The 16,151-nt window shown below is 67.9% G+C and carries 16 protein-coding genes and 1 pseudogene; 10 read left to right on the plus strand and 7 right to left on the minus strand.

Going from position 1 to position 16,151, the window contains the following annotated elements:
- Positions 1-75: 75 nt before the first annotated feature.
- Complete coding sequence (gene gabT, locus AC5Y4T_RS15280; RefSeq protein WP_499954133.1) at positions 76-1,416, minus strand: 4-aminobutyrate--2-oxoglutarate transaminase; 1,341 nt, start codon at positions 1,414-1,416, stop codon at positions 76-78.
- A gap of 201 nt (positions 1,417-1,617) precedes the next feature.
- Here gabT and yajC point away from each other — a divergent pair, with 201 nt between their 5' ends.
- The 6 genes from yajC to AC5Y4T_RS15310 all read left to right on the plus strand — a co-directional run bounded on the left by yajC (position 1,618) and on the right by AC5Y4T_RS15310 (position 9,800).
- A complete protein-coding gene (gene yajC / locus AC5Y4T_RS15285; RefSeq protein WP_499919585.1) occupies positions 1,618-1,944 on the plus strand; it encodes a preprotein translocase subunit YajC in 327 nt (108 codons plus the stop codon).
- Between the two features lie 116 nt (positions 1,945-2,060).
- Positions 2,061-3,857 carry a protein translocase subunit SecD gene (gene secD / locus AC5Y4T_RS15290; RefSeq protein WP_499954115.1) on the plus strand — a complete coding sequence of 599 codons (1,797 nt, stop codon included), beginning with the start codon at positions 2,061-2,063 and terminating at the stop codon, positions 3,855-3,857.
- Between the two features lie 3 nt (positions 3,858-3,860).
- Positions 3,861-5,138 (plus strand): protein translocase subunit SecF, encoded by a 1,278-nt coding sequence (gene secF / locus AC5Y4T_RS15295; protein WP_499919589.1) that lies wholly within the window; start codon positions 3,861-3,863, stop codon positions 5,136-5,138.
- Between the two features lie 4 nt (positions 5,139-5,142).
- Positions 5,143-6,837 carry an ABC transporter substrate-binding protein gene (locus tag AC5Y4T_RS15300; protein WP_499919590.1) on the plus strand — a complete coding sequence of 565 codons (1,695 nt, stop codon included), beginning with the start codon at positions 5,143-5,145 and terminating at the stop codon, positions 6,835-6,837.
- A 7-nt stretch (positions 6,838-6,844) separates the two neighbouring features.
- Entirely contained in the window at positions 6,845-7,378 is a 534-nt protein-coding gene (locus tag AC5Y4T_RS15305) for an adenine phosphoribosyltransferase (RefSeq protein WP_499919591.1), read from the plus strand.
- A gap of 43 nt (positions 7,379-7,421) precedes the next feature.
- Positions 7,422-9,800 (plus strand): RelA/SpoT family protein, encoded by a 2,379-nt coding sequence (locus AC5Y4T_RS15310; RefSeq protein ID WP_499919592.1) that lies wholly within the window; start codon positions 7,422-7,424, stop codon positions 9,798-9,800.
- A 13-nt stretch (positions 9,801-9,813) separates the two neighbouring features.
- On the opposite strand, the gene AC5Y4T_RS15315 is transcribed toward AC5Y4T_RS15310, so the two are convergent.
- The gene (locus tag AC5Y4T_RS15315) at positions 9,814-10,266 is read right to left on the minus strand and encodes a peptidylprolyl isomerase (protein ID WP_499919835.1); all 453 of its coding nucleotides are present in this window, start codon (positions 10,264-10,266) and stop codon (positions 9,814-9,816) included.
- Positions 10,267-10,283: 17 nt separating this feature from the next.
- Between AC5Y4T_RS15315 and AC5Y4T_RS15320 the strand changes: the two genes are divergently transcribed.
- Both AC5Y4T_RS15320 and AC5Y4T_RS15325 read left to right on the plus strand, forming a co-directional pair.
- Entirely contained in the window at positions 10,284-10,514 is a 231-nt protein-coding gene (locus AC5Y4T_RS15320) for a hypothetical protein (RefSeq protein WP_499919853.1), read from the plus strand.
- A 48-nt stretch (positions 10,515-10,562) separates the two neighbouring features.
- The gene (locus AC5Y4T_RS15325; protein ID WP_499954137.1) at positions 10,563-10,814 is read left to right on the plus strand and encodes a hypothetical protein; all 252 of its coding nucleotides are present in this window, start codon (positions 10,563-10,565) and stop codon (positions 10,812-10,814) included.
- A 59-nt stretch (positions 10,815-10,873) separates the two neighbouring features.
- Here AC5Y4T_RS15325 and AC5Y4T_RS15330 read toward each other — a convergent pair.
- Positions 10,874-11,521: pseudogene (locus AC5Y4T_RS15330) on the minus strand (serine/threonine-protein kinase); the annotation flags it as partial.
- Between the two features lie 133 nt (positions 11,522-11,654).
- Positions 11,655-12,551: a peptidylprolyl isomerase gene (locus tag AC5Y4T_RS15335; protein ID WP_499919594.1), complete on the minus strand. Its 897-nt coding sequence runs from the start codon at positions 12,549-12,551 to the stop codon at positions 11,655-11,657.
- Positions 12,552-12,668: 117 nt separating this feature from the next.
- Between AC5Y4T_RS15335 and AC5Y4T_RS15340 the strand changes: the two genes are divergently transcribed.
- Together AC5Y4T_RS15340 and hisS are read left to right on the plus strand one after the other, a co-directional pair.
- Positions 12,669-13,337, plus strand: a complete 669-nt coding sequence (locus tag AC5Y4T_RS15340; RefSeq protein WP_499919595.1) for an MBL fold metallo-hydrolase — start codon at positions 12,669-12,671, stop codon at positions 13,335-13,337.
- 4 nt (positions 13,338-13,341) lie between these two features.
- Positions 13,342-14,613: a histidine--tRNA ligase gene (gene hisS, locus AC5Y4T_RS15345; protein WP_499919596.1), complete on the plus strand. Its 1,272-nt coding sequence runs from the start codon at positions 13,342-13,344 to the stop codon at positions 14,611-14,613.
- Positions 14,614-14,622: 9 nt separating this feature from the next.
- Here hisS and AC5Y4T_RS15350 read toward each other — a convergent pair whose 3' ends face one another.
- The 3 genes from AC5Y4T_RS15350 to AC5Y4T_RS15360 all read right to left on the minus strand — a co-directional run bounded on the left by AC5Y4T_RS15350 (position 14,623) and on the right by AC5Y4T_RS15360 (position 15,857).
- Entirely contained in the window at positions 14,623-14,922 is a 300-nt protein-coding gene (locus tag AC5Y4T_RS15350) for a hypothetical protein (RefSeq protein ID WP_499919597.1), read from the minus strand.
- 93 nt (positions 14,923-15,015) lie between these two features.
- Positions 15,016-15,243: a deoxyribodipyrimidine photolyase gene (locus AC5Y4T_RS15355; protein ID WP_499919598.1), complete on the minus strand. Its 228-nt coding sequence runs from the start codon at positions 15,241-15,243 to the stop codon at positions 15,016-15,018.
- A gap of 128 nt (positions 15,244-15,371) precedes the next feature.
- Positions 15,372-15,857: an SRPBCC family protein gene (locus tag AC5Y4T_RS15360; protein ID WP_499919599.1), complete on the minus strand. Its 486-nt coding sequence runs from the start codon at positions 15,855-15,857 to the stop codon at positions 15,372-15,374.
- Positions 15,858-16,151 lie beyond the last annotated feature (294 nt).

Genomic DNA, 16,151 nt, shown 5'->3' on the forward strand with positions numbered 1-16,151 from the left:
CTAAAGTAAAGGTATTCCACCATGATCCGACGTTCGTGGTGTTTGTGAGATTGCCCACGCGGGGCCTCCCAGGTGTTACAGGTCGCCGAGCAGTTCGCCGAGGATGTCGATGCCCTCGGCCAGCAGCTCGTCGCTGATGGCCAGTGGGGGCAGCAGCCGGATGATGTTGCCGTACATGCCGCAGGTCAGGACGACCACCCCGGCGGCGGCCGCCGCGACGGACAGCTTCTGGGCCAGTTCCTTCTCGGGCTCGGCGGTTCCCGACTTCACCAGCTCGATGGCGATCATGGCGCCCCGGCCACGCACGTCGCCGATGCGGTCGTCGCCGGCCTGCAGGCGCAGCAGTGGCTCGGTGATCAGCCGTTCCAATTGCCGGGCCCGATCGATCAATCCGTCGTTCTCGATTGTCTCGATGGTGGCCAACGCGGCCGCGCAGGCCAGCGGGTTTCCGCCGAACGTGCCGCCCAGACCGCCGACATGCGGCGCGTCCATGATCTGTGCCCGGCCGGTGACCGCCGACAGCGGCAGACCGTCGGCGATCGCCTTCGCGGTGCAGATCAAGTCGGGCTCGATGCCCTCGTGCTCGCACGCGAACATCGCGCCGGAGCGCGCGAAACCCGTCTGCACCTCGTCGGCGATGAACACCACGTCGTTGTCGCGGCACCAGTCCAGCAGGGCGGGCAGAAAGCCCTCGGCCGGAACGATGAACCCGCCCTCGCCCTGGATGGGCTCGATGATGAGGGCGGCCAGGTTGTCGGCGCCGATCTGGCCGTCGATGACCTTGATGGCGCGCGCGGCGGCCTTCTCCCCGTCGGTGGCCAGTTCCTTGTCGACCAGGCCGTCGCGGTAGGGGTAGGACAGCGGCGCGCGGTATACCTCGGGCGCGAACGGGCCGAAGCCGCCCTTGTAGGGCATCGACTTCGCGGTCAGCGCCATGGTCAGGTTGGTGCGGCCGTGGTAGGCGTGGTTGAACGCCACGACGGCGGGCTTGCGGGTGTAGGCGCGTGCGACCTTGACGGCGTTCTCGACCGCCTCCGCGCCGGAGTTGAACAGCACCGAGCGCTTCTCACCGGAGCCCGGGGTGATGCGGTTCAGCGTCTCCGCGACCGCGATGTAGGACTCGTACGGCGTCACCATGAAGCAGGTGTGGGTGAACTCGGCCACCTGCGCGCGGACCGCTTCGACGACGCGGGGCGACGAGTTGCCGATCGTGGTCACCGCGATGCCGGATCCCAGGTCGATCAGCCGATTGCCGTCGACGTCCTCGATGATGCCGCCGCCCGCGCGTGCCACGAATACCGGCACCGACACGTTGACCGCGTGCGACACCGCCTCCGCACGGCGCTTGGTCAGTTCCAGCGATGCCGGACCGGGGATCTCGGTGACCAGCTGGCGAGTCTGCTCGAGGCTGGCCACCACATAACTCCCCTCCGCGGCGCGCGCGTCACGTCGCATCAAAAGCCTATCGAGCTTGACGCCGGCGGGCACTCGGTGCACCGTGGCGGACGGTCGCCGCAGGTGGCCTGCCAGACTGAACGGGCACACTGGACCCTTCGAGGTGCGCGATGCTCGCGGCACCGTCGGTCCCGATATTCACGACGAAAGACAGGCGCGTCCATGCAGAGCTTGATCCTGTTCCTGCCGTTCCTGCTCATCATGGGCGGGTTCATGTACTTGGCATCGCGCCGCCAGAAGCGTGCGATGCAGGCCACCATCGACCTGCACGAGTCGTTGCGTCCGGGCGACCGGGTGCACACCACGTCGGGCCTTCAGGCCACCGTCGTCGAGATCACCGATGACACCGTCGACCTCGAGATCGCACCCGGCGTGGTGACCACTTGGATGAAGCTGGCGATCCGCGACCGGATCCTGCCCGACGACGACGAAGACCTGGCCGACGGCGAGGGCTCCGCCGACGAGGGCTCGATCACCAAGGATTCCTGACGGGGATTCGCCACCCGATCGCCGCCCACCGGCGGACCGCTTGCACGACGGGCAAGTGGGGGCCACGTAGGCTCTGTCCGGGGTAAGTAACCGATTTTCAAGGAGATAGAAGGAACGTGGCATCGTCTTCGGCGCCGGTGCACCCTGCCCGCTACCTGTCGGTCTTCTTGTTATTGCTCGTCGGCGTCTACCTGCTGGTGTTTCTCACCGGGGACAAGCGGGCCGCTCCCAAGCTCGGCATCGACCTCCAGGGCGGCACCCGCGTCACATTGACCGCGCGCACCCCGGACGGCTCTAAGCCCAGCCGTGAGGCGCTGGCGCAGGCCCAGCAGATCATCGGCGCCCGGGTCAACGGGCTCGGCGTCTCCGGCTCAGAGGTCGTCGTCGACGGCGACAACCTGATCATCACGGTTCCCGGGAACGACGGCAACGAAGCCCGCAACCTGGGTCAGACCGCCCGCCTCTACATCCGGCCCGTGCTCAACTCGATGCCGGCCCAGAGCGCCGAGCCCAAGCCGCCGGCGCGCCAGCCAGCGGGCGGTCAGCCGGCGCCTGGTCAGCCCGCTCCGGGCCAGCCCGCGCCCGCCCAGCCCGCTCCGGGCCAGCCCGCTCCCGTCCAGCCGGCTCCGGGGCAGCCGGCGCCCGCTCACCCGGGTGCCCAGCCCCGGCCGTATCCCCAAGACCCGCCGCCGCCCAGCCCAGCGCCTCCGGCGTCCCCGGCTCCCGCTCCGGGAGGGCCCGCGGCGGAGGCGCCGCCCGGCGAAGCGCCCGCGCCGCCCGATCCGCGCAAGGAACTCGCCGACCGGATCGCCGACGAGAAGAAGTGGCGCCAGAGCGCACGCCAGGGCATTCAGTTCCTCGCCCTGCAGTTCCAGGCCACCCGCTGCGACAAAGACGACATCCTGGCCGGCAACGACGATCCGGCCCAGCCGCTGGTCACCTGCTCGACCGACCACAAAGTCGCCTACCTGCTGGGCCCGTCGATCATCAGCGGTGATCAGATTCAGGACGCCACCTCCAGCCAGAACCAGCGCGGGATCGGCTACGTCGTCGACCTCCAGTTCAAGTCGGCCGCGGCCAACACCTGGGCCGACTTCACCGCCGCGCATATCGGCACCCAGACCGCGTTCACCCTGGACTCGCAGGTGGTCAGCGCGCCCATGATCCAGGAAGCCATTCCCGGCGGCCGGACTCAGATCAGCGGTGGCGATCCGCCGTTCACCGCCGCGACGGCCAAGCAGCTGGCCAACGTCCTCAAATACGGCTCGCTGCCGCTGTCCTTCGAGGCTTCGGAGGCCCAAACCGTCTCGGCGACACTGGGATTGACCTCGCTGCGAGCGGGGCTCGTCGCCGGCACCATCGGCTTGATCCTGGTGTTGCTGTATTCGCTGCTCTACTACCGGGTGCTGGGATTGCTCACCGCGCTGTCGCTAGCCGCTTCCGGGGCAATGATTTTCGCGATCCTGGTGATCCTGGGCCGGCAGATCAACTACACCCTGGATCTGGCGGGCATCGCGGGTCTGATCATCGGTATCGGCACCACCGCCGACTCGTTCGTCGTCTTCTTCGAGCGCATCAAAGACGAGATCCGCGAGGGCCGTTCGTTCCGATCGGCGGTGCCACGAGGCTGGGTGCGTGCCCGCAAGACGATCGTGTCGGGTAACGCCGTCACCTTCCTGGCCGCCGCGGTGCTCTACGCCCTGGCCATCGGCCAGGTGCGGGGATTCGCCTTCACGTTGGGCCTCACCACGGTCCTCGACATCGTGGTGGTGTTCCTGGTGACCTGGCCGCTGGTGTACCTGGCGTCCAAGTCCCCGACGCTGGCAAAGCCGGCCTACAACGGCCTGGGCGCCGTTCAGCGGGTCGCCCGCGAACGGCGGGCTTCGGCGCAGGTGAAGACGGGACGGGGATAGCGCATGACTTCCTCCAAAGCCTCCAAAGACGCTACCGAGATCACCGAAGCCTCCGAGGGCGCGACCGAGTTGACCGGCAGCAGCGCCGCGGGCGTGCCGCATCACGGCTTCCTGTCGCGGCTCTACACCGGCACCGGCGCGTTCGAGGTGGTCGGGCGGCGCAGGTTGTGGTTCGGCATCAGCGGTGCCATCGTCGCCGTCGCCGTCCTGAGCATCCTGTTGCGGGGCTTCACCTTCGGCATCGACTTCAACGGCGGCACGACGGTGTCGATGCCCGCCGCCGGGGCCGCGGGCACTGTGCAGACCTCGCAGGTCTCCGAGGTGTTCCACAAGGCCATCGGCAACGATCCGGAGTCGGTGGTCGTCGTCGGCAACGGCGCGGGCGCGACCGTGCAGATCCGTTCGGAAACGCTGACCAACGACCAGACGACCAAGCTGCGCAACGCCCTGTTCGACGCCTTTCACCCCAAAGGCGCCGACGGCAAGCCCAGCAAGCAGGCCATCAGCGACGCCGCGGTCTCCGAGACCTGGGGTGACCAGATCACCGATAAGGCGCTGATCGCGCTCGCCGTCTTCCTGGTGCTGGTCGGCGTCTACATCATGGTCCGCTACGAGCGCTACATGGCCGTCTCCGCGCTGACCACCATGGTCTTCGACCTGAGCGTCACCGCCGGGGTGTACTCGCTGGTCGGTTTCGAGGTCACGCCGGCCACCGTCATCGGCCTGCTGACGATTCTGGGTTTCTCCCTGTACGACACCGTCATCGTGTTCGACAAGGTCGAGGAGAACACCCACGGCTTCCAGCACACCACCCGGCGCACGTTCGCCGAGCAGGCCAACCTGGCGATCAACCAGACGTTCATGCGCTCCATCAACACCAGCCTGATCAGCGTGCTGCCGGTGCTGGCGCTGATGGTCGTGGCGGTGTGGCTGCTGGGCGTCGGCACCCTGAAGGACCTGGCGCTGGTGCAGCTGGTCGGCATCCTGGTCGGCACCTACTCGTCGATCTTCTTCGCCACGCCGCTGCTGGTCACCCTGCGCGAGCGCACCGAGCTGGTGCGCACCCACACCCGACGCGTGATGCGGCGCCGCGGCCCCGGCTCGGGCGCGACGGCCGACACCGACGGCGGCGACACCGAAACCGCCGACGAAGCGGAAGGAACGGCGGCCGCGGCCGAGCCGCCCAAGCCCGCACCCAGCAAGCCGGCGCCGGGCGCCCGCCCGGTGCGGCCGACCGGGACGCGGCGTCCCACCGGCAAGCGGAACGTCGGCCGGCGGTAGGCCTATGGCCACCAGGTACCACGGGACTGGGGCCGATCGTGGCGGGTTCGTCGGCCGCCGCGGGGTAGCCGGGTGGATCGCCGCCGGATTGGCGCTGGTGCTGGCGGCGGGCTTCACGCTGACCGGCTGCGCGGGTAGCGCCGCGTCCCAGGTCGACTATGTGGTCGACGGCCCGCTGTCCACCTACAACACGAACACCGTCGCCGGCGCCGCGTCGGCCGGAGCGCAGGCGTTCGCCCGCACGCTCACCGGCTTCAGCTATCACGGCCCCGACGGGCAGATCGTCGCCGACCGCGACTTCGGCACCGTGTCGGTGGTCGGCGGCACGCCGCTGGTGCTCGACTACCAGATCGCCGACAACGCCGTCTACTCCGACGGCAAGCCGGTGACCTGCGACGACATCGTGCTCGCCTGGGCGGCTCAGTCCGGCAGGTTCCCCGACTTCCACGCCGCCAGCCAGGCCGGGTACCTGGACATCGCCAACGTCGAATGCATGCCGGGGCAGAAGAAGGCGCGGGTGTCCTTCATCCCGGACCGTGGCGTCGTCGACTACAACCAGCTGTTCACCGCGACCTCGCTGATGCCGTCGCACGTCATCGCCGACCAGCTCAACGTCGACGTCACCGCGGCCCTGCTCAGCAACAACGGCCCCCTGGTGGCCCAGATCGCCAAGTTGTGGAACACCATCTGGGACCTCAAGCCCGGGGTCGACCTCAAGCGCTTCCCGTCGTCGGGTCCGTACAAGATCGAATCCGTCCTGGACCGCGGCGCGGTGGTGCTCGTCGCCAACGACCGGTGGTGGGGGCCCAAGGCCATCACCAAGCGGGTGACCGTGTGGTCGCAGGGACCCGACATTCAGGACCGGGTCAACAACCGCAGCGTCGACGTGGTCGACGTCGCCTCGGGCTCCTCGGGGGCGCTGACCACGCCGGACAACTACGAGCGCTCCGACGGGCCGTCGAACGGCATCGAGCAGCTGATCTTCGCCCCGCGGGGGCCGCTGGCGGCGCCCAATGCCCGCCGCGCGGTCGCGCTGTGCACGCCGCGCGATTCGCTGGCCAAAGACGCGGGGACACCGATCGCCAACTCGCGCCTGGACCCGGCCACCGATGATGCGGTGTCGGCCGGCGACGGGGCTGCCGAGGCCGGCCCGTTCAGCAAGTCCGATCCGGCCGGCGCGCGCAAGGCGCTGGGCGGTGCGCCGCTGACGGTCCGGATCGGATACCAGGGACCCAACGCGCGGCTGGCGGTCAACGTCGGCGTCATCGCCAAGGCGTGCGGCGCGGCCGGCATCACCGTCTCCGCCGTCATTCTGGACGGCCCGGGTCCACAGGCGCTGCGGGACGGCAAGATCGACGCGTTGCTGGCCAGCACCGGTGGGGCCACCGGCAGCGGGTCGTCGGGGTCGTCGGCGCTCGACGCCTACGCCCTGCACACGGGCAACGGCAACAACCTGTCCGGGTACTCGAATCCCCAGGTCGACAACGCGATCGGCGCGCTGGCCGTTTCGGCCGACGCCGCCGAACGAGCCCGGCTGCTGACCGAAACCGCCCCGGTACTGTGGGGCGACATGCCCACCCTGCCGCTGTACCGGCAGCAGCGCACGTTGCTGAGCTCCAAGAAGATGTACGCGGTGAGCAAGAACCCGACGCGGTGGGGCGCGGGCTGGAACATGGACCGATGGGCCCTCATCCAGTGAGGCCCCGATGAGCGGCCCCGCGCCGGTGGTCGAGCTGATCGCGTCGCTGACGCGCAAGGTGGCCGACTTTCCCAAGCCGGGGGTCCAGTTCAAGGACCTCACCCCGGTGTTCGCGGACGCGACGGCGATGACGGCGATCACCGGCGCGTTGGCCGAGATCGCGTCCGGCGCGGATCTGGTGGCCGGCATCGAGGCCCGGGGTTTCCTGCTGGCCGCGGCCGTCGCCGAGCGGTTGCAGACCGGCGTGCTGGCCATTCGCAAGGCCGGGAAATTGCCCCCGCCCGTCCGCGCCGAGCGCTACGACCTGGAATATGGCAGCGCGACGCTGGAAATCCCCGCGGACGGCCTGGACCTGCGCGGACGCAACATCGCGATCATCGATGACGTGCTGGCCAGCGGCGGGACCCTGGCCGCGGCGGCCAGGCTGCTCGAGCGCGCCGGCGCGAATGTGACGGCGGCCGCGGTGGTGTTCGAACTCGGCGCGCTGGGCGGCCGGGAAGCGGTCGCGCCGTTGGCGGTGCACAGCCTGACTTGCGAGTAGCGCTTTTGCATTGGAGATATCCTCGATTTCGGAGGTAACCAACGTGGCGGAGGAAAACAGCGCGGCGCAAGCGCTTGACGTGCCCACCAACGCCCCGGAGTCGCCGGCCATCACCCAGCCGATGGAGATTCCGGAGCCGCCGGCCGAATCCCTGAAAACGTCCAGCAGCGCGTCGCGGCGGGTCCGGGCCAGGCTGGCGCGCCGGATGACCGCCCAGCGCAGCACGCTCAACCCGGTGCTGGAACCGCTGGTGGCCGTGCACCGGGAGATCTACCCGAAGGCGAACGTGTCGCTGCTGCAGCGCGCCTTCGAGGTCGCCGACCAGCGGCACGCCAGCCAGTTGCGCCATTCCGGCGACCCCTACATCACGCACCCGCTGGCCGTGGCGACCATCCTGGCCGAATTGGGCATGGACACCACCACTTTGGTGGCCGCGCTGTTGCACGACACCGTCGAGGACACCGGGTACACCCTGGACGCCTTGAGCGAGGAATTCGGCGAAGAGGTGGGCCATCTGGTCGATGGCGTCACCAAACTCGACCGGGTGGTGCTGGGCAGCGCCGCTGAGGGCGAGACCATCCGCAAGATGATCACCGCTATGGCGCGCGATCCGCGCGTGCTGGTGATCAAGGTCGCCGACCGGCTGCACAACATGCGTACCATGCGGTTCCTGCCGCCGGAGAAGCAGGCGCGCAAGGCCCGCGAGACGCTGGAAGTCATTGCGCCCCTTGCTCATCGGCTGGGCATGGCCAGCGTCAAATGGGAGTTGGAAGACCTGTCGTTCGCGATCCTGCATCCCAAGAAGTACGAGGAGATCGTCCGGCTGGTCGCTGGACGCGCGCCGTCGCGGGACACCTACCTGGCCAAGGTCCGCGCGGAGATCGTGAATACCCTTGGCGCGTCGAAGATCAAGGCGACGGTGGAGGGCCGGCCCAAGCACTATTGGTCGATCTACCAGAAGATGATCGTCAAGGGCCGCGACTTCGACGACATCCACGACCTGGTCGGCATCCGCATCCTGTGCGACGAGATCCGGGACTGCTATGCCGCTGTCGGCGTAGTGCATTCGCTGTGGCAGCCGATGGCGGGGCGGTTCAAGGATTACATCGCCCAGCCGCGCTACGGCGTGTACCAGTCGCTGCACACCACCGTCGTGGGCCCGGAAGGCAAGCCGCTGGAGGTGCAGATCCGCACCCGCGACATGCACCGCACCGCCGAATACGGCATCGCAGCGCACTGGCGCTACAAGGAAGCCAAGGGGCGCAACGGCGTTCCGCATCCGCACGCCGCGGCCGAGATCGACGACATGGCCTGGATGCGCCAGCTGCTCGACTGGCAGCGTGAGGCCGCGGACCCGGGCGAGTTCCTCGAGTCCCTGCGCTATGACCTTGCGGTGCAGGAGATCTTCGTGTTCACCCCAAAGGGTGATGTGATCACCCTGCCCAACGGTTCCACGCCGGTGGACTTCGCCTACGCGGTGCACACCGAGGTCGGCCACCGCTGCATCGGCGCACGGGTCAACGGGCGGCTGGTCGCGCTGGAGCGCAAGCTGGAAAACGGGGAAGTCGTCGAGGTTTTCACCTCCAAAGCGGCCAACGCCGGGCCGTCGCGAGACTGGCAGCAATTCGTGGTCTCGCCGCGCGCCAAGGCCAAGATCCGCCAGTGGTTCGCCAAGGAGCGTCGCGAGGAGGCGCTCGAATCCGGCAAGGACGCCATGGCCCGCGAGGTGCGTCGCGGTGGACTTCCGTTGCAGCGCTTGGTCAATGGCGAAACGCTTGCGGCGGTGGCCCGCGAGCTGCACTACACCGACGTCTCCGCGCTCTACACCGCGATCGGTGAGGGCCACGTGTCGGCCCGGCACGTCGTGCAGCGGCTGCTGGCCGAACTCGGCGGCATCGACCAGGCCGAGGAAGACCTCGCCGAACGGTCCACGCCGACAACGATGTTGCGCCGACCGCGCAGCAGCGACGACGTCGGCGTCTCGGTTCCCGGCGCCCCCGGCGTGCTTACCAAGCTGGCGAAATGCTGCACCCCGGTCCCCGGCGACCAGATCATGGGATTCGTCACCCGCGGCGGCGGAGTGAGCGTGCACCGCACCGACTGCACCAATGCGGCCTCGCTGCAGCAGCAGGCCGAGCGCATCATCGAGGTGCATTGGGCGCCGTCGCCGTCGTCGGTGTTTCTGGTGGCCATCCAGGTCGAGGCGCTCGACCGGCACCGGCTGCTCTCGGACGTCACCCGCGTGCTGGCCGACGAGAAGGTCAACATCCTGTCCGCGTCGGTCACCACCTCCGGTGACCGGGTTGCGATCAGCCGCTTCACCTTTGAGATGGGTGACCCCAAGCATCTGGGCCACCTGCTCAACGTCGTGCGCAACGTCGAAGGCGTCTACGACGTCTACCGCGTGACCTCCGCGGCGTGATCCGAGTCCGGCCCTAACTCAGTCGCACCGAGGTGATCTTCACCGGGTTGGTGGGCGCACCGCTCTGACGATTGCCGGCGATGCCGGCCCGCGCGATCTTGTCCAGGGTCTCGAGGCCGGCCCGGTCGATGGTCCCGAGCACGGTGCTCTGCGGTTCCATCTCGGAATCCTTGAAGATCAATGCGAATTGGCTGCCGTTGGTGTTGGGTCCCTCGGTGGCCATGACGATGGTGCCGCGCGGGTATACCACCGTCGCGCGCAACGCGGGGTCGTCGGACTTGTATTGGTCGGTGGGGTACTCGTCGGCGAATTCGTAACCGGGGCCACCGGATCCGTCCACCTCGGGGCCGCCGCACAACAGTGATCCGCCGTCTTGGGAGCTGATCAATCGGGCGCATTGGGTGCCGTCGAAGAACTGCTGCTTGACCAGGCTGACGAAGCAACACCGCGCACGGGGACTCCGAATTCGCCAACCGGATGGCGATGTCTCCGACGTTGGTGGAGATGACGGCGCCGATCTGCGGGGGAGTGGTGGACACCCGGCCCGGCGGCGGCGGGTTCACCGGCCGGGTGACCGGGTCCGGCACCGATCGATATTGGCAGTTGGCGCCCAGATCGGGCGGCGGCGCGAACGCGGGCAGCGGCGGCACCGCCGCCGGGTTGGTCGTGCCGGGGCCGGATGCGGTCCGGCCGGGAACCCCGGCCGGGGTCTGATTGGCGCCCGCGCTGTCGGCGGAACCGTGGCTCTGGCTCACCAGCGCGATGACCAACGCCGCCACCGCGGTCAGCGCCAGCGCCGATGCGCCGACGATGCCGACCAGCAAACGCCGCGAATGCGTTGGGCGGCCGTGCCGTAACCGCGCATCGGGTTTGCTGTCCGGCGGGCGAGGCGCGGGCCCCGGTGGCGACGAACCGGGCGGTGGCGGCGTCGACGACGCGGACCCGAAAGGCCCGGCTGCAGGACTGCCCAACGCGGCGCGGGCGGCCTCGACGAGCTCCATCGCCGACTGGTAGCGGTGTTCGAGGTCCTTGGCCATGCCGCGCGCGACCACCGCGTCCAGCCCCGGAGGCAGCCCGGGAACGCTGGCCGACGGTCGGGGCGGCGCAATGGTCAAGTGCGCGTTGAGCTGTTCTTCGAGGCTCTCACCCGGGAAGGGGCGCTTGCCGGTCAGGCATTCCTGCAGGACGCAGGCCAGCGAGTAGATATCGGCGCGGTGATCCGTTGTGCCCCTGAAACGTTCGGGTGCCATGTACGCGACGGTCCCCATCGTGTGTCCGGTTTGCGTCAGGGCCGTGTCGGCGGTGCTGCGGGCGATGCCGAAGTCGATCAGGTAGACGAAATCCCGTGCAATGGTGACCAAGATGTTCTTCGGCTTGATGTCGCGGTGGATCAATCCCGCCGCGTGCGCGCTATCCAGCGCCGCGGCAACCTGTTCGACCACCGCGACCGCGCGCTCGGGGTTCAGCCGGCCGCCGTTCTCGGTGATGTAGTCGACCAGATCGCGGCCCTCGATCAGCCGCATGTCGACGTAGAGCCGGCCGTCGATTTCGCCGTAACTGTGGATGGGCACCACGTGCGGGTCGTTCAGCCTGGCGGCAATGCGTGCCTCGCGCCGGAACCGCTGCTGAAACTCGTGGTCCTCGGCCAGGTTTGCGGGCAGGACCTTCAGCGCGACGACCCGATCGGTGGTGGCGTCAAAAGCGCGGTAGACCTGTCCCATGCCACCGCGCCCCAAGACTTCGAGCAATTGATATTGCCCGAATGACTCTCCCGCCACGCAACGACAATAAGCCGTCGGTCGCGGCCGTCGCGTGATTCTCGCGAATCCCGGTCTGCGTTGCGCCGCTGTGGATTCAGTCGAGCAGGACCGAGGTGATGGTGACCTCGGTGGCGGGCGCCCCGTCCTCACCGCCACCTGCGACGCCGGCCTTGGCGATCTTGTCCAGGGTGGCCAGTCCGTCGGGCTGGATGGTGCCGAACACGGTGTATTGCGGCGGCAGCTGGGAGTCCTTGTACACCATGAAGAATTGGCTGCCGTTGGTGCCGGGGCCGGCATTGGCCATGGCCAGGGTGCCGCGCGGATAGAGCACTGGCTCCTGCGCTTTGGGGTCGTTCGGCGGATACTGATCGGTCGGGTACTCGTTGGCGAATTGGTAGCCGGGCCCGCCGGTACCGTCGCCCTTCGGGTCGCCGCACTGCAAGACACCCAGGCTCGGCGAGGTGGTCAGCCGGTGGCACTTGGTGTTGTCGAAGTATTTTTGGCTGGCGAGACTTGCGAAACTATTGACGGTGCAAGGTGATTCGTTGTTCGCCAGCATCAGGCCGATGTGACCCTGGTTGGTCACCATGCTGGCGCTCACCTGGGCGGGGTCGGTGGGCACCTTGCCGGTTCGCGGCGGCTTGACCTGCTTGGCCGCCGGCTCCGGCGAGGCCGGGTACTGACAGTTGGCGCCCACGTCGGCCGAGGGCTTGAACGGCGGCAGCGGCGCGGCGGACGGCGGCGGTCCGGCGGGAGTGCTGGACTCTACAGATGAGCTGCTGCTGGTGGTCGTCGACGCCGCGGTGTTGCCCTTGTGGTCGTGCTTGGTGTTGACGATCGCGATCACCACCGCCACGACCACGGCCACGGCCACGATCGAGCCGGCCGCGATCAGCACGATCCGGCGCGTCTTGGCCTGCTTCGCGCGCCGCTCCAGCTGCCGTTCGAGCTTGCGCTTGGCGCTGGCACGTCGCTGTTCGTTGGTCGGCACGGCCGCTATGCCTCCATGGCTGGTGAGTCGGAATCTCGCTGAACCGGTGAGCTGCCAGCTCAGGCTAATGTGGGCGCCGCGACTCGTGTCAAGTGGGGCCGTGGGAAACTGGGCATCGTGTTGATCACCGGATTTCCCGCCGGCTTGTTGCAGTGCAACTGCTACGTGCTGGCGCAGCGGCCGGGAACGGACGCCGTCATCGTGGATCCGGGGCAGCGGGCGATGGGTCCGTTGCGAAACCTCCTGGACAAGCACAGGCTGACGCCGGCTGCGGTGCTGCTGACCCACGGGCACATCGACCACATGTGGTCGGCGCAGAAGGTCTCCGACGCCTACGGCTGCCCGACCTACATCCACCCCGAGGACAGGTTCATGCTCACGGACCCGATCTACGGCTTGGGCCCGCGCCTGGCGCAAATGGTCGCGGGCGCATTCTGGCGGGAGCCCAAGCAGGTCGTCGAGCTGGACCGCGACGGCGACAAGCTGGACCTGGGCAGCGTGACCGTGAACGTCGATCACAGCCCCGGGCACACTCGGGGGTCGGTGCTGTTCCGGGTCCTCGCGGCAAGCAAGGAGGGAACGGACGTGGTGTTCACCGGCGACACGCTGTTCGAACGCTCCATCGGCCGCACGGACCTGTTCGGTGGCAGCGGCCGCGACCTGCTGACCTCGATCGTGGACAAACTCTTGGTCCTCGACGACGCGACCGTGGTGCTGCCCGGGCACGGCAATGCCACCACCATCGGCGCCGAGCGGCGCCTCAACCCGTTCCTCGAAGGCCTGTAAGCCCGTGCCGGAATTTTCTGCTTTTTCGGCGCCCAAAGGCGTGCCGGACTACGTCCCGCCGGACTCGGCACAGTTCGTCGCGGTGCGCGACGGCCTGCTCGGGGCCGCCCGCCGGGCCGGCTACGGCGATATCGAGCTGCCGATCTTCGAAGACACCGCCCTGTTCGCCCGCGGCGTCGGCGAATCCACCGACGTGGTCTCCAAGGAGATGTACACGTTCGCCGACCGGGGCGATCGCTCGGTGACGCTGCGGCCCGAGGGGACCGCCGGCGTGGTGCGCGCGGTGATCGAACACGGCCTGGATCGCGGCGCCTTGCCGGTCAAACTCTGCTACGCGGGGCCGTTTTTCCGCTACGAGCGTCCGCAGGCCGGCCGTTATCGCCAGCTGCAGCAGGTCGGCGTGGAGGCGATCGGCGTCGACGACCCCGCGCTGGACGCCGAGGTGATCGCGATCGCCGACGCCGGCTTTCGCTCGCTCGGGCTCGACGGCTTTCGCCTGGAGATCACCTCGCTCGGTGACGACAGCTGCCGGCCGCAGTACCGGGAACTGTTGCAAGACTTCCTTTTTGCGCTCGACCTCGACGAGGAAACGCGACGGCGGGCGCAGATCAATCCGCTGCGGGTGCTCGACGACAAGCGGCCGGAGGTGCGTGCGATGACGGCCGACGCTCCGGTGCTGCTCGATCATCTGTCCGATGCGGCCAAGCAGCACTTCGATACCGTGCTGGCCCACCTGGATGCGATGGCAGTGCCCTACGTGCTGAACCCCCGCATGGTGCGCGGGCTGGATTACTACACCAAGACCACGTTCGAATTCGTGCACGACGGCCTGGGCGCGCAGTCCGGCATCGGCGGCGGCGGCCGCTACGACGGCCTGATGCGCCAGCTCGGCGGACAAGACTTGTCCGGCATCGGTTTTGGGCTCGGCGTGGACCGCACGCTGCTGGCGCTGCGCGCCGAGGGCAAGAGCGTGGGGGAGACGGCGCGCTGCGAGGTGTTCGGCGTGCCGCTGAGCGAGCAGGCCAAATTGCGGCTGGCGGTGCTGTCCGCACAGCTGCGGGCCGGCGGTGTTCGCGTCGACATGGCCTACGGCGACCGTGGTCTCAAGGGTGCGATGCGCGCGGCCGACCGTTCCGGAGCCCGGCTTGCGCTGGTCCTCGGCGACCGCGACATCGAGTCCGGCACGGTCGGTGTGAAGGATCTGATGACGGGGGAGCAGGTCCCCGTCGCGCTGGACTCGGTTGTCGCCGAAGTGCTTTCGCGCGTAGCTCGCTAGCCTGTCGCCCTAATGCGGCAGGTTGGCCAGGTAGCACCGCACTCGGGTGGCGGCGTCGCTCGGGCTGACTCCCATGGTCACTAATCTCTGAACCACCTGGTCCGCGGGTACACCAGAACCGATGTCGGTATCGATCACATGCAGGCTGGGAAACCAATTTTCCGCGCTCACCCCCGGCGGCGGTGGCTTCGCGTCGCCTCCTAGGCATTGAACGTAACCAGGGACGCCCGTTTCGGCATGAGCTGACGAGATCCCGATCAGCATGGCGACGGGCATGGCCGCCGCCGCAGCGACACAGATGAAACGCATGCGGGCATTATCCCGCGTCCACATTGTTTGACCAAGCTCGAAATTCGGCGATGCCCGGTGCGCGCGCCTACGTCATCGCCCGGGAAGCGCCTTTCAGCTTTTCTTGCTGGGGATAATGATGACGACGATCAATGTCAGGATTGAGAAAAACAGCCCTAGAATTCCCCATCCCAGCGGGTTGCGGCCCTTCATCATTGCGATCACTCCGCAGATTATTGCCGCGATAATGCTGCCGATGGCGACGAAAATTCCCTTGATGCCGCGCAGGATAAAGCCTGCGGCGACGGGGTCCGAACTCGCCAAAATCACCGAGTGCAACATGACCAGTCCTTTCGTGAGGGGCCTGGTCGTTATACCCGGACAAATGCGGCGTGAAACCGCATCCCCTATAGACCCGGTCGCCCGAAACTCAATGAACGACACCGCGTGTGGGGATGGTGGCGTTGAACTTATCCGGCGGGATAACCGCGGCGCACCGTACGGTCCAGAATTCCCAGAGTCGCCCGCAGGGCGCCCTCGGACAAAATGGGGAAAATTCCGGCTTCCCGCCACTGCGGGTCGATGTTCGACCAGTCGTAGAACGACGTGACCACGGTGGCCGAACCGTCTTCGGACGGCGCCAGCGCATAGCCGTAGACGTGGCCGAGCGGCGGCTTGATCTGGCCCAGAACCGTCCACGCGATCAGGCGATCCTGCTCGAACTCCCTGATGTCGACGGTGACGTCGTATTTGCCCAATTCTGGGAAATCGTTCAAAGATTCGCGGTCCATGTGAACGACGAACTGATCACCCACGCCCCGCACCGGATCACCGTCGGCCGCCTGCAGCATCCCCGACGAGTCGATTGCGACGTGGCCCTGGGGGTCACACAGCACGGCGAAGATGGCCGGCGCAGCGGCGGCGATGGTGCGGGAAGTCTCGATGCGGTCGGTCATATGTCCTCGTAGCCGGGTGGGGGCGATACGTTCCGCAGCTTAGCCCTCTGGCGCCGGTTCGCGGCGACCGAAACGTTGTCGCCGAAGGGCCTCACATCAAGATGCGCGTGAACGATGGTTCGTCGGCTCAGCGCCTACGGGCGCGGCTGCGATGTCAGTTTGCGCACAACTCGTTGAGAACCGGCTCTTTCCGCGCTGACGGGCCTGCTGGTAGCGGATCGCCGCTGCTTCCAGCCTTGGCGGCATTTATCCACAAGCCGCGACCCTGCCAAATAGTTTGAGTCAGTAGACGGT

Source organism: Mycobacterium sp. NGS11, assembly GCF_059813315.1.